The organism is Streptococcus sp. HMSC034E03 (genome assembly GCF_001811505.1).
In the GTDB taxonomy this organism is placed as follows: Bacteria; Bacillota; Bacilli; order Lactobacillales; family Streptococcaceae; genus Streptococcus.
The window spans coordinates 1-15,185 of the sequence record NZ_KV805000.1 but is presented as its reverse complement, the minus strand read 5'-3'; the positions used below and the strand labels follow the sequence as shown (position 1 = coordinate 15,185).

Sequence of the window (15,185 nt, the reverse complement as noted above, 5' to 3'; positions counted from 1 at the left end):
CTTTAGCCGTCTATTTGTAAAAACTGATCTTGTCATCCAAACTTCTACGATAGTCTTCTTCATAGTCGTAGAGAGGCGTTGGGTAGTCACCGTCAAAGTAAGCGACACAGAGACCGCCATTTGGCGCATCTGTTTCGATGCCGATAGAATCAATCAAGCCATCAATAGAAAGATAAGTCAGACTATCCGCACCAATGATTTGGCGAGTCTCTTCGACCGTATGATTGGCCGCAATCAGCTCCTGACGTGTCTGGATATCAATCCCGTAGAAACATGGATAGGCAAGAGCAGGACTACCAATGGCAACGTGTACTTCTGATGCCCCCGCTTCTTTCAAGAGTTGGACAATGCGACGTGATGTTGTTCCTCGTACAATCGAATCATCAATCATGACCACGCGTTTGCCTTTAACGACACCAGAAACGGCAGACAATTTCATCCGAACCCCTTGCTCGCGCAATTCTTGAGTCGGCTGGATAAAGGTCCGTTGCGTATATTGGTTCTTGATGAGACCCATCTCATTTGGCAGACCAGATTCTTCCGCAAAACCCATAGCGGCACTGAGTGAGGAGTTTGGTACCCCAACTACGATATCAGCTTCATGCTTGAATTCACGTGCCAATTGAGCTCCCATTCGCTTACGTGCCGTATGAACATTGACTCCGTGGATGTTAGAGTCGGGACGGGCAAAGTAGATATACTCCATGGAACAGATTGCCAGCTGAGTATCGTTTGTATAGCTGTCATACTGGATGCCATTGTCATCAATGATGACAATTTCGCCTGGTTTCACATCGCGAATCCACTCAGCACCGATTACTTCAAAGGCACAGGTTTCAGATGAAACCACTACTGCTCCATTAGCCATTTTCCCGATTGACAGAGGACGGAAGCCATTTGGGTCAAGCGCGGCAATTAACTTATCTTCAAACATCAAGAGATAAGCAAAACCACCTTTAACAAGACTGAGTGCTTCCTTGATTTTACCCATCAGGTTTGGATTGTGGCTACGGCGAATAAGGTGAGCCAAGATTTCAGAGTCAGAGGTTGAGCTGAAAATCGCTCCTCTTTGTTCCAATTCTTGCTTGAGCGATTCTGCATTGGTCAGATTCCCATTATGAACCAAACCAAACTGCATATCATGAAAGCGGAAAAGGAAAGGTTGGATATTGTCTACAGAAGCTTCTCCCGCAGTCGCATAACGCACGTGCCCAATCGCTCCAGTTCCTGTCAATTTATCCAAATTCGCAGGATTTTTGAAGACTTCTGATAAAAGCCCCATATCACGATGACGCTTCAATTTCCCTTGGTCATTGGAGAGGATTCCTGCCCCCTCCTGACCACGGTGCTGAAGGCTATGGAGTCCAAAATAGGTCAATTTGGCAGCGTCTGGGTGACCCCAGATACCAAAAACACCACATTCCTCATTAAGAGATTTTACTTCGTATGTCATTTTATATACCTAATTTTTATTTGTGTATCATTCCTTAACGATACTAGAGCGGAATGATACGGCAGAAGCTCGTTTCACTCGCAACAATAAATCATTTGCAATTGTCGTAAGTTAGATCTACTTGATTTTACATTTACTGATGGTTATCTATTAGAAAATCTGCAAAGCCTATTTTCCAGTAAAGTATTTAACCGCTGATGCAAAGAGATATTGGTCTTTATTTCCTGGAATATTTTGGAAGAGACCGTCTTCGAAACGTTCTGAGTGCCCCATCTTCCCAATAATTTGACCGTTCTTACTGGTGATACCTTCAATCGCATTGACAGATCCGTTAGGATTGTATTTTGAATCCATGCTTGGTTTACCTTCGAAGTCAACATATTGGGTAAAGATTTGACCATTATCACGAAGCTCTGCAAATTCTTCAGCTGTCACGACAAATTTACCTTCACCGTGTGATACTGGGATGGCATGAATGTCACCAACTTCTACTCCAGCAAGCCATGGTGAGTTCGTGTTAGCAATACGTGTTTCAACCATCTTAGCTACGTGTTGGTTGGCATCATTGTAGAAGAGGGTTGGACTAGTGCTGCCTGCATCTTCAAAGTTACCGTATGGAAGAAGACCTGATTTGACAAGAGCTTGGAATCCGTTACAGATACCGATAATCAAACCACCACCTTCGATGAAGCTATCAATGGCTGCACGTACTTTTTCGTTAAGCAAGATATTAACGATAAATTTAGCTGATCCATCTGGTTCATCTGCTGCCGAGAAGCCACCTGCAAAGAAGAGAATATTGGCTTTCTCGATATTGTCAACCATGGTGTCAACAGACTTGACAATAGCCTCTTCGTTAAGTGTTACAAATGGTACCAAGTTGACTTTTGCCCCTTCTTTTTCAAAGGCTTTAGCGGAGTCATATTCTGAGTTGGTACCTGGAAACACTGGGATGTAAACCACTGGTGTCTCAACTGTTTCTTTAGCTTTGACAACAGCATCTGATGCCACAGCAGGTACTTCTTCCAACTCAGTTGCTTGTGCAAATTCCGTCGGGTAAACTTCTTCCAATTTACCTTGGAAGGCACTGTCAAGTTTGTGTCCATCAAGCGTTACACCATTGACAGCAAGTGTAAAGTCAGCTGCTGTTTGTCCAATCTTGGCAATCCCTGCAATATCTTCCGGAGATGTGAAGACGAATCCACCCAATTGAGCTGTCAAGGCAGTCTCAAGATTTTCAAGGGTTACAGTGGCACCAATATGGTTACCAAATGTTGCAAGGGCAAGGGCTTCAAGGACACCACCATATTTGACAGCTGATGCTGCTGTTACTTTGTGATCAGCTTGGATGGCTTCAAATTGAGCAAAGTTAGACTTGATCAGATCGAAGTCAATTTCTTGTGCCAAAGCTTGACCTGGGATGTAATAGATATTTTCACCAGCAGCTTTAAATTCTGGAGAAAGGACCTTACTACTATCTGCAGTTGTAACCCCAAAAGCAACCAAGGTTGGTGGTACTGTCAATTCTTCAAAGGTACCAGACATAGAGTCCTTCCCACCGATAGATGGCAAGCCAAGCTGAATCTGAGCTTCGATAGAGCCTAGGAGAGCTGCTACTGGCTGACCAAAACGCTCTGCTTGTTTATCCATACGTTCGAAGTATTCTTGATAAGAGAAACGAGCCTTAGACCAGTTTGCACCAACAGCAACCAAACGAGCTGTTGCTTCGATGACTGCATATGCAGCACCATGATATGGAGACCATTCTGCTAGATAAGGGTTGAACCCTTGCGCCATAACAGAAGCAGTTGTTGTCACACCATGTTGAACTGGCAATTTCTGTACGGAAGCTTCAGTTGGTGTGATTTGGTAACGACCACCAAGTGGGTGATTAACAGTTGAACGACCAACTGAGCTATCAAAGATGGTTTGTAACCCTTTTTGACTAGCATGGTTGAGGTCAGCCAAGACTTCCAGCGTATCTGCTTCAAGGGTTTCGGCAGATGTTTGACGTTCTTCTGAAAGCTTGACATCCTTGTCAACTACCTTAGCATCCACAACTACACGTACACCGTTTGTATCGAGGAAACGACGTTCCAAATCAACGATGGTTTCGCCATTCCAGTGCATAACAAGATTTGGTTTTTCAGTCACTGTCGCAACGACAACCGCGTCAATATTTTCTTTATTACATGCTGCAATGAAGGCATCTACATCATCTGGACGAACCACTACAGCCATACGTTCCTGAGATTCAGAAATGGCAATTTCTGTACCGTTCAAGCCTTGATATTTCAATGGCACTTTGTCTAGATCAATTTCAAGACCATCTGCCAATTCACCGATAGCCACACAGACACCACCAGCACCAAAGTCATTTGATTTCTTGATCAGACGTGTTACTTCCCCATTACGGAAAAGACGTTGAATCTTACGCTCTTCGATGGCATTCCCTTTTTGAACCTCAGCACCAGCTGTTTCAACAGATTCAACCGTTTGAACTTTAGAAGAACCTGTCGCACCACCGACACCATCACGTCCAGTCTTACCACCGAGCAAGATAATCACATCACCTGCTTCAGGTTTTTCACGGACAACATTTTCCTTAGGAGCCGCACCGACAACAGCACCTAGCTCCATACGCTTAGCAACAAAACCTGGGTGGAAGTATTCACGAACATAAGTTGTTGCAAGACCAATTTGGTTACCATATGAAGAATAACCGTGAGCCGCTGTTTTAGAAATCACTTGTTGTGGCAATTTCCCAGCGCGAGTTTCTGAAATCGGAGCTGTAATATCGCCAGCACCCGAGATACGCATGGCTTGGTAAACATATGAACGACCTGACAATGGGTCACGAATGGCCCCACCGATACAAGTAGCAGCCCCACCAAATGGTTCGATCTCCGTTGGGTGGTTGTGGGTTTCGTTCTTGAACATGAGAAGCCATGGCTCTTTGACACCATTGACATCCACTTCAATTTCAACAGAGCAGGCATTGATTTCATCAGACACTTCCATGTCATCCAAGCGGCCATTGGCACGCTCATAACGACCAAAAATAGTCGCCATATCCATCAAGGTTTGAGGCTTTTCGGTACGTCCCAACTCATCACGCATGGCAATATACTTGTCATAAGTCGCTTGCAATTGTTTTTGGAATTTAGAAGCTGAGAAGTCGATATTCTTCAACTCCGTCTCAAAAGTTGTGTGACGGCAGTGGTCAGACCAATAAGTATCCAAAACCTTAAGCTCAGTCTCAGTTGGCACACGTCCAATTGACTTGAAGTAATCTTGAATGAAGAGAAGGTCATCCACTTCCATGGCCAATCCTTGCTCTGCCTTATACTTAGCAAAATCTTCTGCCGTATAAGTTTCAAAGAAAGCCAAACTTGGAATGGTCTTATCAGACTCAGAGAAATCCTGTTTCGCAATGCCAAGAGTGATATCTTTAAAACGAGAATCTACTGGGTTCAAGAGGTAGTTTTTGACAGCTTCCAATTCATTCGCATCAATATCCTTGTTAACCAAGTAAAGTTGCGCTGTATTCACCGTTACATCACTTGAGCTACCAAGCAAAAGCAAAGCTTCCTGTGAAGATGCTGCACGTTGGTCAAATTGACCAGGCAAACTTTCGATAGCAAAGAAAGCATAGTTAGCAAGGTCTGCTTGCACAGACGCTTCATCCAAAACAGTATCGGTCACCTGCTCAGAAAAAATATGTTTTTCCGCACGCGCAAACAAGTCCTCTGCCAAATTAAAGACATCGTAAACCTGAACAATCCGAAGATCCTTCAAGGTTTTCAGCTGAAGATTATGCTGTAATTCTTTTACTAAAGAGTCAGATTTGACACGAAAATCAGCTTTTTTCTCAACGAAAATACGTTTATCCATTTTAGTTCCTTTATTTCTATTCAAATAAGTTATTGAAGACGAAGTTTTTCCGTTTCAAACAGGTTACTTCAAGCCCTGCAATTTCTCTAACACAACCTTGTACACATCTGTCAAACTGCCCAAGTCCCTACGGAAAACATCCTTGTCCATGTGGTGCCCTTCAGCATCCCAAAGGCGGCAATTGTCTGGTGAGAATTCATCTGCCAAGATGATCTTGCCATCCTTATCAAAACCGAATTCCAATTTAAAGTCAATCAAACGAAGACCAATTTGTGCAAACCAATCTTTCAGCAATCCATTGATGCGACGTGTTTCTTCCTTGATATAAGCAATTTGTTCATCATTGGCAATATCCAAGAACTTGACATGCTCATCATTGATGAATGGATCATCCAAATCATCGTTCTTATAGTAAAATTCAACGATAGGAGTTTTCAAGTCCAAACCTTCTTCCACGCCAAAACGTTTAGAAAAAGAACCTGCAGTCACGTTACGAAGAACAACCTCCAAAGGAATGATGGTCACCTTCTTATTGAGTTGTGCAGTGTCAGAAATACGTTCGATAAAGTGTGTCGCCACACCAGCCGCATTCAATTTTTCGAAAATAAGAGACGAAATCTGATTATTGAGCACACCTTTCCCCTCTATGGTCTCTTTGCGAGCTCCATTCAGCATGGTTGCCTGGTCCTTGTAGACCGACTTAATCACATTTTCGTCTTCAGTAGTATAGATATCTTTAGCTTTTCCCGTATAAATAAGTTTACTGGACATTTTATTGTTCGCCTTTCGTATTACTTTACATCATTCTAACACAGTTTTTACTAAATATCAAATATTTCACGAACTATATTTAATGTCATATCTGAAAAGGTACAGAAAAATCGCAAACGAACTTTCATTTGCGATTTTCTAAGATCGATTTGAGTTAAAAATAGAAACTTTATTCTTGTTTCAAAAAGCGGTCAAGATAGTAGCGTAAGAAACTCTTCCTACCTCTAATCATAGTCAAACGACCTTCAAGTCCATAACGAACCTTTTCTGCCTGTTCAGCACTCAAGTCCGTCTCTGCCTCTAATTTAAAGAAATTGCCCTTTTCTGTCTGAGTCGCACTGGTATCGATATTAGTAATCTTGGATGTCAACACTAGCTGCTTATTGGCATCCGTTACCGTTGTAAATCGTACCTCATTTCCATGCTTGAGACCAGCCACTTCCTTAGAACTGATATAAGCTGTCAGTTTTGCCTTCCTCTCCCTAGCCAACTGCGGAAATAGGTGAGCAAGGATAGTTCCTTCTGGAATGATGGTAGATCGACTATGCTCAGGATTCAAATGTAGAACACCATCTTCTGTTGCTGTAATTTTCCCCTTGTCTAAAAGATTCCCTTGAATCTTTTTACCCGACTCCGCTTCAAGAATTTTCTGATCCAAGAGCGTTAATTCCTGACCTACCTTGGCTAGTTGCTGAGATTTTAATGATTCCAACTGACTTCCCAATCCAGATGCATAAGCTTGTTGGGCTCCTGAACCTGCATACTGTACTCGATAACCTGCAAGAGTTGACTCCAACTGAGTGATGTGAGCATCTAGCTGAGATAAGGCCTGCTGTTTGGCTTCTGATCCCTGCTCTTTTGTTGACTGATAAATGGCATAAGCTGGATGATCACTCTCTAAGTGTCCATCACCCTGAATAGCGGACTTGGCTTGCTGATATTCTTTAATTTTGGACTGGGTTTCACCGATGAGATTGCCTAACTCTGCTTGACTACCACTGGCTGCTGCATTATGAGATGATATATTAGCATTTTGTTGCTCAACCTGACTTCGCAGACTAGCAGCTTGATTTAGATAATCTAAAAAACTATGCTGATAGCCAAATTTATCTGCTTCAGGAAATTGATCACTTCCTGCTTGAAGGCTTGCTTTTAAATATTCCAGTTGAACCTTCTGATCCTTGAGCATTTCCAACTGACTAGCATAATTTTCTGCCTGAACCGCTTCTACCCCCTCTTGGTATTGAACCAAAAGTTCCCCCTTCTTGACCAACTTATTTTCTTCCAAATGATTGGCAATAATGCGATTGTTGCTAGTTGACTGGATATTGGCAAGGATACGACTAGGTTCGATAGTAGCTCTAGTAGACAAACTCATCTCCTTCTCTGCAAAAGTTGCAAAGCCAAGCAAAAATACAAGTAGAAGAGACATGGGTACAATCACCCGACTAGAAAAATTATGGTAACGACGATTGTAAAACTCAGCACTTTCTAAAAATTCTGATTGCATCTTTTTTCCTCTCTAACTATTCACTAGATGGGCGTAAAAGCCACCCTGAGCCAACAAATCTGCATGTGTGCCTTCTTCGACAATCTTGCCCTGATCCAAAACGACAACCTTCTCTGTCCGCTCAGCAATGGTCAAGCGGTGGGCGATGAAAATCAAGGTCTTGTCTAAAGCCATGAGATTATCGACAATTCGCTTCTCGGTCAAAATATCCAAACTGCTGGTCGCCTCATCCAAGATCAAGACAGGCGCATCGGTCAAGAGAGCACGCGCCAAAGCAATTCTCTGACGTTGCCCACCTGAAATGCCCGCTCCATCCGAAGTCAATTCTGTCTGGTAATTCAGTGGCATCCGCTCGATATCCTCCCGAATCTCAGCCAACTCCACTGCTCTCAAGATATCCTCCTGGGTCGTCCCCTCCTTAGCTCCAAGGAGAAGATTCTCCAAAATCGTCCCATTGAAAACATAGGGTTGCTGAGGCAGGTAGTTGATATACTGGCGCAGAGCTTTTTTATCAATCTGATTGAGATTGACACCACCCAGACTAATATCTCCCTGACTTGGGTCGTAAAAATTAACCATCATCTTGGCCAAGGTCGTCTTACCTGACCCCGAAATCCCCACAAAAGCCACCTTAGAACCCTGCGGAATAGTCAAATTGATATCCGATAAGACATCTCGACCATAGCCATATTTGTAGTGAACCTGCTTGAAATCCATATCTCCTTCTAGAAAGCTCAAATCCTCAACTGTTTTCTTCTCCTCAAACTCAGAAGCTACCAGATAAACCTCATTCAGACGGTTATTGGCAACCTGCGCTGTCTGAAGTTTGGTTTGCAGATTGATGATATTCTCCAAAGGATTTGTAAAATAAACAAGCAAGGTATTATAGGTGATCAACTGGCCCAAACTCATCTTATTGTCCATGACTAGGAGAGCCCCCATCCAGAGAATGCCAACATTGAGCAAGAGCTGGGCAAGCTTTTTCAGAGCCTTTTGCTGACTTTCTGCTCGACTGTAGGTAAAAGATTTTTTCAGATAATCCACAAATTCCTTGTCAATCTTTTGATAACGGGAGCTTTCACTAGTTAAGGACTTAATGGTCTCAATGCCATTGATGTCCTCAATGATAGAAGAAGACAGAACCGCATTGGCTTCCATGGTATCCCGATTCATCTTTTCAAAGGGTTTCATAAAAGTAAAAATAATCACTGTGTAGATAGGAAGAGCTAGTAAACTCATGAAAAAAAGATTGCTATTCTGCGAAAATAGAACTACTGAAATAATCAAGACAGTAGATACATCCAAAAAGATTGACAGAATGGTCGAAGCCAGCGCATCGATGATACTATTTGCATCCGTGAAACGAGACACGATTTCCCCTGTACGACGTGTCGCAAAAAAGGACATAGGCAGGTGAAAAACGTGCTTGATATAAGACAAAATCACATCAATGGACAAGCGTTGCCCCAAAACAAGTAAAAGATACTCCTGGGCATAAGATAAGATTTGCTGAAGGACATAAACGATGACTAGCCCTATTGAGATAATGCCCAAGGTTGAACGCATCTGATCTGGTACATAAGTGTCAATGATTGACTGAAGGTAATAAGAACCCACAATGTTAATCAAGGTCACCAAAAGGGTCGCCAAAACGATATTAACAATCAAACCTCGCTGTTTCACTAATATAGGGATAAAGGAGAGAAGGCCATTTTTTTGTTCCTTATGAGGCTTATAAGTCGGAGATGGTGACATAAAAATAGTGATTCCTGTCCACTCCCTGGCAAAGCGTTCACGAGAAATCTTGGTCAGCTTAACACTAGGATCTGGATCAGCAATATGAATATTGTTCTTGTCCTGCCCAGTCACCACATAATAATGGAGCATTTTCCCTTCCTTAAGCACATGAGCCACAAAAGGAAAAGTTACATCCGGCAAATCAAACAAGGTCATGTCCGCCTTTATTGCTCGCGTCTCAAAACCAATCTCCTCAGCAACCTTGACTAAGCCTAAAGCCGTAGTCCCATCCATGGTCGTCTTGGCCAACTCTCGCAAGTGAGCCAGAGAATAATAACTACCATAATAACCAAAGACCATGGCCAATGAAGCTACACCGCAGTCCATCTGATCCACCTGCGGACGATAATGACGTTTCCCAAATTTCATATCCTACTCCTTTTCCTAACAATCTCCAAAGAAAACTTTGTAAGATTATTTTATCCAAACAAAGAAGCAAAAAGAGAATTATTTCTAAAAAAACAATAACTGCACCTGAACAGCACTTTTTCCTACATAAAAATAGGTAGAACAAAGGTCCTACCTAAAATATATATTTATAAAGATTTCTTTTTCTTCCTAATTCTTTTATCAATCATGTACAAGACTATAAACGAAAATAGAGGTGGTACAAGATAACTCTTTTCACTCATTGTCAGCTGAAATCCCAGAGTTGTTAGTATCTTAAAAATGAAAATATTCATCAAAAATAGAAAAACAAATACTAAAAAATATCCTAAAATCTTCTTCATTTCTTTTCTTCAACTTTCCTAATTTCTACACCTATTTTATCACATTTTATCAAAAAATACATGTAAAACTCCAAATAAACTATAAACGATACAAATAGACACATCAAATGTACCTTTTGGACAAAGAAAATAGGTAGAACAAACGTCCTACCTGCTAAAAATATGATTTCAAAAGGAATATAGCATGAAAATTATATTTTTGTTTCTGAACCAAATTTGTAACCTACATTAAAAATTTTTACGCCAGCGTTTAATAATCCAGCAACAACCAGATTATAGTCGATTTGCATAATATCCTAATGCTGTTCCACCAGCAAAAAGAACTGTTGCTCCACCTGCTACCGCTGCACCTACTTTCCAAACAGATATTCCAACGATTACTAGAAGGATAACTCCCCCATCCACTTCCATCAACTCTTCTTACGTAAGAGCTACAAAATTCTGTTCCATTTTGTCAAAGTTTGTCATTCGTTTCCTCCTTCATTTTTATTTTTTTTGTTTGCGATTTTTAACCTTTAAACCATTTTAAAAGCCAAGTTGGATAAATAACTAAAATAATCATTCTTTTCTCTCCTTCCCAGCCTTCTCTCTTATCTATTCAAGAAATAAAAAAACAACATGACTTGCATGTTGCTATATGTTAGATTTTATCTTTAATGGCTTGTAACACATCTGCCACACTTTGGAGGTGATCGATTTCTTCATCACTAATTTCGATTCCAAATTCATCCTCAATGGTTAGTACGAATTCCATCAAATCTACCGAATCAGCATCCAAATCATCCTTCAAGCTCAAGGCCTCTGTGACTACAAAGTCTTCCCCTTGACGTTCTTGGATAATGGTCACGACACGGTCAAAAATTTCTTTATCTGTCATATATATTATTCTCCTGAAAATTCACGCGCAGTTTGAGCAACTACGTCTGTTTCTAGCATGGTACGAATCTGACGAATCGTACTATACACAGCTTTGGCATCACTTGAGCCATGAGTCTTAACAACCGGCGCCTTAACACCAAACAAGACCGCACCCCCAACATCTGAATAGTTGAGTTGCTTTTTCAAGCCTTTAAGGCTATCCTTAAGAAGAAGAGCGCCTAATTTAGCTCGCAAACCGCCACCTGTGATAGCATTTTTAAGCAAGCCCATGATTCCCATGGCTGTTCCTTCGATGGATTTTAGCACAGCGTTTCCCGTGAAACCGTCTGCCACGACAACATCTGCAACACCCTCCATCAAATCACGCGCTTCCACATTACCGACAAAGTTCAAACTCTCATCAGCCGCTAGCAAGTCATAAGTTTCCTTGCGAAGCGGGTCGCCCTTACTACTCTCTGTCCCGTTATTAAGCAAACCAACTCGTGGTTTTGCAATTCCACGAACATTTTTAGCATAGAAAGAACCTAAGATGGCGTATTGATGCAAGTGATGGGCTGTGTTTTCTGCATTGGCACCGAGGTCTAGCATGTCAAAACCTTTCCCATCAACTGTTGGTAAGGTTGACATGAGCCCAGGTCGATCGATGTTCTTGATACGACCCACGATGAAAAATCCTGCCGCAAGCAAAGCACCTGTATTCCCAGCTGAGAGCACGGCATCCGCCTCCCCATCTTTGACAGCCTTAGCTGCCAATACCATGCTGGCATTTTTCTTCTTGCGGATAGCTTTTGTAGGCTCATCATCAGAATTTATTTTTTCATCTGTATGGATAATGCTGACGCGTTCTGTAGCTGTTAGATATTGCTTGATTTTGCTTTCGTCTCCGTAAAGTTGAATCTCAATATCTGAAAAGTCAGTAAGGGCTTGATTGACACCCTCAACGATGGCTTGAGGTGCGTAATCGCCACCCATTGCATCTACTGCGATTTTTTTCATTTGTCTTCCTCTTTTAGTAATTGTCCCCAATCAGCTAGGGAATCAATAAATTTCTTTGATTTTAGGTGAATTCCGACGTACTCTTCATAAATTTGATCCATGAACTGACGCAATTCTTGCTTGATTTCAGACTTGAGCGAAATAGTCTCTAAAGTCTCAAAGTTAATAGCTTGAAATTGATTGAGCAGATAGGGAATGTTTGGATTCAGATGACAACGTTTCTCGTCCTCATGGTAATGATCAGGACATAAGCAAGCACCATATTTGAAAGAAAAATCAAAGGCCTGACCCACCCGATGGCAAAAAACACACTCATTAAAATTAAGACTAATCCCAAAACGGGTTAAGATCTGAATTTCAAAAATATTGGTCAAGACCTGATAATCTAAACCCTCTTCCATCAACTCTAAAGTCTTTTGTAAAAAAGCAAACAAGGGAGCATCTTGGTGATTGTCCTGCAAACTAGCATCTGCCAAAGCTGCCACATAGGTCGCATAGGACATGACAAAGAGATCACTATTGATCCCTGGAAAGGTCATCACCTCATGATAGTCTTCAATATAACTAAGTCCATCATCATTGATTCGCAAAAGAAAACGAGCCAGCACCAAAGGTTGAATAACTGGAGCCAGTTTGGACTGACCGGCATGTTTGACAAAAAACATCCGCTTGCCGACCTGCTCTGTAAAAATCTTGACTAGCTTATCATCCTCACGAAAATTACGATTGTAGAGCACCAACCCCTGACTCGTAATAGACTGAATCATGCTTCTTTCATGTACTCCTCAAGACGTTTCATAGCTTCTCTGATGATTTCCATGCTAGCTGCATAAGACAGGCGCACATAACCTTCTCCATATTGACCAAAAGCTGCACCAGGGATAAAGGCAACAGCCTTCTTGTGAGCAAAATCCTTCAGAAAAGCAAAAGAATCTTGATTGTAGCCTGCTGGAATCTTAGCAAAGATATAAAAGGCACCGTCAGGTTTGATAATCTCAAAACCAAGATTAGTCATTTTCTCGATAATGTAGTCCCGACGTTGAATATACTCTTTCTTCATAGGTTCTGCATCATCTTTACCAGCTGTTAAGGCTTCTACTGCAGCATGTTGAGCCATAGTATTTGCAGCAGTTACCAAATACTGGTGACTCTTGATGAGTTGGGCTGTGAAGTTTGCTGGGGCAAAGATAAAGCCTAAACGCCAACCTGTCATGGCATGTGATTTAGATAGACCGTTGATGATAATGGCCTGATCTCTCAGCATAGTCCCCAAAGAGACATGATTTTCCCCTGTATAAGTTAATTCTGAGTAGACCTCATCACAGACAACGAAAACCTCATACTTACGTAAAACGTCTGCCAAGGCTTCCAACTGTTCGCGACTATAGGTAATGCCTGTAGGGTTAGCTGGATAGTTGAGAATGACTGCTTTGAGCTTATCACCCTGCTCCAAAATTGCCTTCTCTAGCATTTCAGGAGTTAAGACAAAACCATTCTCAGTCGTGTCAATCTCAACAATCTCTGCACCAACTAGATTGACAATAGGCTCGTATCCTGGATAGGCAGGAGCTGGCAAGAGAACCTTGTCTCCTTCCTCCAAAATGGCTGTCAAAGTAGCTGATAAAGCTTCTGTCGCACCAATTGTAACCAAGATTTCATTTTCAGGATTGTAGTCCAACTGATATTTTTCTTTTACAAAATCACTAGCTGCTTGGCGTAAGGTCAATAAACCACTCATACCTGTATAGTAGGATTGGTCTTGGTCAATGGCTCGCTTTGCAGCCTCCTTGACATGATCTGGAGTTGTAAAATCTGGTTCTCCCAAGGTCAATCGTAGTACTCCAGGAATCTCAGAGATGGCCTGATCAAACTGACGAATCAAGGAAACTTGAATCTTATCTAATTGTTTATTAAAGCGTTTGGTTAAGTCCATAGATACCCTCCTTGATCAAAGAACATATGTCTATTATACTACAAAAGATCTCTGACCGCAAAATTACATCTAGAATTAGCCTTCCAAAGGCTTTCTATTTACTTTTTTCCGAGATAAGATTATAATAAGGAGTATTTATTTTCGGAGGTTTTTATGTCATTTCTATCAAAAAATTGGGCAGGACTGTTAGCCTGTCTGATCATTTCTATCATCTCTTGGGTTTTAGGAGGCTTTCTGCCTATTGTAGGAGCTCCTGTTTTTGCCATCTTTATTGGCATGATTCTCCACCCATTTCTCACTTCCTATAAACAACTAGATGCTGGTTTGACTTACAGCTCCAAGAAATTGCTTCAGTATGCTGTTATCTTGCTTGGGTTTGGACTCAATATCTCTCAAGTTTTTGCAGTAGGAAAATCTTCCCTTCCTGTCATCCTCTCAACTATTTCAATTGCTTTGATTATAGCTTTCTTTTTCCAACGCTTTTTTAATCTGGATACTAAGTTAGCTACCTTGGTTGGTGTAGGCTCTTCTATCTGTGGCGGTTCTGCCATTGCAGCGACCGCTCCCGTCATCCACGCCAAGGAAAAAGAAGTGGCCCAAGCCATCTCAGTAATCTTTTTCTTTAATGTCTTAGCAGCTCTTATCTTTCCAACGCTAGGGACCTGGCTTCATCTCTCCAACGAGGGTTTTGCTCTCTTTGCGGGTACTGCTGTCAATGACACTTCCTCTGTAACAGCCACAGCCAGCGCCTGGGACAGTCTCTACCAGACCAATACCCTCGAATCCGCAACCATTGTCAAACTCACACGGACCCTGGCTATCATCCCCATCACTCTCTTTCTCTCCTACTGGCAAAGTCGCGAACAAAAAAATAAGCAAGGTCTGCAACTGAAAAAAGTCTTCCCACTTTTTATCCTTTACTTTATCCTTGCATCTCTCCTAACTACCCTCCTGACCTCTCTTGGTGTGTCCAGTAGCTTCTTTACCCCACTCAAACAACTCTCCAAATTCCTCATTATCATGGCCATGAGTGCTATCGGTCTCAAAACAAATCTGGTCGCTATGGTCAAATCCAGTGGAAAATCTATTATCCTCGGAGCCATCTGCTGGATTGCCATCATCCTGACTAGTCTCGGTATGCAAACGCTCATCGGTATTTTCTAATCATGACCACCCGTCAAACGGGTGATTTGTACCAGGGCTATAAGCCCAGATAACTAG

The 15,185-nt window shown here is 41.8% G+C and carries 11 protein-coding genes and 1 pseudogene; 1 reads left to right on the top strand and 11 read right to left on the bottom strand.

Annotation, left to right across the window (positions count from 1 at the left end; genetic code table 11):
• Positions 1-10 precede the first annotated feature (10 nt).
• From purF to HMPREF2805_RS09225, 11 genes and pseudogenes are all read right to left on the bottom strand, one after another.
• On the bottom strand, positions 11-1,453 hold the full coding sequence (purF, locus tag HMPREF2805_RS09275) for an amidophosphoribosyltransferase (RefSeq protein ID WP_075232283.1): 1,443 nt from the start codon (positions 1,451-1,453) through the stop codon (positions 11-13).
• A gap of 168 nt (positions 1,454-1,621) precedes the next feature.
• The gene (locus HMPREF2805_RS09270) at positions 1,622-5,347 is read right to left on the bottom strand and encodes a phosphoribosylformylglycinamidine synthase (protein ID WP_075232282.1); all 3,726 of its coding nucleotides are present in this window, start codon (positions 5,345-5,347) and stop codon (positions 1,622-1,624) included.
• A 63-nt stretch (positions 5,348-5,410) separates the two neighbouring features.
• Positions 5,411-6,118, bottom strand: a complete 708-nt coding sequence (purC, locus tag HMPREF2805_RS09265; protein WP_075232281.1) for a phosphoribosylaminoimidazolesuccinocarboxamide synthase — start codon at positions 6,116-6,118, stop codon at positions 5,411-5,413.
• Positions 6,119-6,287: 169 nt separating this feature from the next.
• The gene (locus HMPREF2805_RS09260) at positions 6,288-7,628 is read right to left on the bottom strand and encodes an HlyD family secretion protein (RefSeq protein WP_075232280.1); all 1,341 of its coding nucleotides are present in this window, start codon (positions 7,626-7,628) and stop codon (positions 6,288-6,290) included.
• Positions 7,629-7,640: 12 nt separating this feature from the next.
• Positions 7,641-9,794 carry a peptide cleavage/export ABC transporter ComA gene (gene comA, locus HMPREF2805_RS09255; RefSeq protein WP_075232279.1) on the bottom strand — a complete coding sequence of 718 codons (2,154 nt, stop codon included), beginning with the start codon at positions 9,792-9,794 and terminating at the stop codon, positions 7,641-7,643.
• A 167-nt stretch (positions 9,795-9,961) separates the two neighbouring features.
• Positions 9,962-10,156: a hypothetical protein gene (locus tag HMPREF2805_RS11555; RefSeq protein ID WP_075232278.1), complete on the bottom strand. Its 195-nt coding sequence runs from the start codon at positions 10,154-10,156 to the stop codon at positions 9,962-9,964.
• A 273-nt stretch (positions 10,157-10,429) separates the two neighbouring features.
• Positions 10,430-10,624 (bottom strand): annotated as a pseudogene (locus tag HMPREF2805_RS09245) (class IIb bacteriocin, lactobin A/cerein 7B family).
• 172 nt (positions 10,625-10,796) lie between these two features.
• Positions 10,797-11,033 (bottom strand): acyl carrier protein, encoded by a 237-nt coding sequence (locus HMPREF2805_RS09240; RefSeq protein ID WP_075232277.1) that lies wholly within the window; start codon positions 11,031-11,033, stop codon positions 10,797-10,799.
• A gap of 5 nt (positions 11,034-11,038) precedes the next feature.
• A complete protein-coding gene (gene plsX, locus HMPREF2805_RS09235; RefSeq protein WP_075232276.1) occupies positions 11,039-12,031 on the bottom strand; it encodes a phosphate acyltransferase PlsX in 993 nt (330 codons plus the stop codon).
• Entirely contained in the window at positions 12,028-12,798 is a 771-nt protein-coding gene (gene recO / locus HMPREF2805_RS09230) for a DNA repair protein RecO (RefSeq protein WP_075232275.1), read from the bottom strand. The genes plsX and recO overlap by 4 nt, the downstream gene beginning before the upstream one ends.
• On the bottom strand, positions 12,795-13,964 hold the full coding sequence (locus HMPREF2805_RS09225; RefSeq protein ID WP_075232274.1) for a pyridoxal phosphate-dependent aminotransferase: 1,170 nt from the start codon (positions 13,962-13,964) through the stop codon (positions 12,795-12,797). Before HMPREF2805_RS09225 ends, recO begins: the two co-directional genes overlap by 4 nt.
• A gap of 153 nt (positions 13,965-14,117) precedes the next feature.
• Here HMPREF2805_RS09225 and HMPREF2805_RS09220 point away from each other — a divergent pair, with 153 nt between their 5' ends.
• Entirely contained in the window at positions 14,118-15,128 is a 1,011-nt protein-coding gene (locus HMPREF2805_RS09220; RefSeq protein WP_075232273.1) for a YeiH family protein, read from the top strand.
• Positions 15,129-15,185 lie beyond the last annotated feature (57 nt).

Excerpts from the sequence above, each read along its gene's own strand:
- purF (WP_075232283.1), bottom strand. The coding sequence starts at position 1,453 with ATGACATACGAAGTAAAATCTCTTAATGAGGAATGTGGTGTTTTTGGT.
- HMPREF2805_RS09270 (WP_075232282.1), bottom strand. The coding sequence starts at position 5,347 with ATGGATAAACGTATTTTCGTTGAGAAAAAAGCTGATTTTCGTGTCAAA.
- purC (WP_075232281.1), bottom strand. The coding sequence starts at position 6,118 with ATGTCCAGTAAACTTATTTATACGGGAAAAGCTAAAGATATCTATACT.
- HMPREF2805_RS09260 (WP_075232280.1), bottom strand. The coding sequence starts at position 7,628 with ATGCAATCAGAATTTTTAGAAAGTGCTGAGTTTTACAATCGTCGTTAC.
- comA (WP_075232279.1), bottom strand. The coding sequence starts at position 9,794 with ATGAAATTTGGGAAACGTCATTATCGTCCGCAGGTGGATCAGATGGAC.
- HMPREF2805_RS11555 (WP_075232278.1), bottom strand. The coding sequence starts at position 10,156 with ATGAAGAAGATTTTAGGATATTTTTTAGTATTTGTTTTTCTATTTTTG.
- HMPREF2805_RS09240 (WP_075232277.1), bottom strand. The coding sequence starts at position 11,033 with ATGACAGATAAAGAAATTTTTGACCGTGTCGTGACCATTATCCAAGAA.
- plsX (WP_075232276.1), bottom strand. The coding sequence starts at position 12,031 with ATGAAAAAAATCGCAGTAGATGCAATGGGTGGCGATTACGCACCTCAA.
- recO (WP_075232275.1), bottom strand. The coding sequence starts at position 12,798 with ATGATTCAGTCTATTACGAGTCAGGGGTTGGTGCTCTACAATCGTAAT.
- HMPREF2805_RS09225 (WP_075232274.1), bottom strand. The coding sequence starts at position 13,964 with ATGGACTTAACCAAACGCTTTAATAAACAATTAGATAAGATTCAAGTT.
- HMPREF2805_RS09220 (WP_075232273.1), top strand. The coding sequence starts at position 14,118 with ATGTCATTTCTATCAAAAAATTGGGCAGGACTGTTAGCCTGTCTGATC.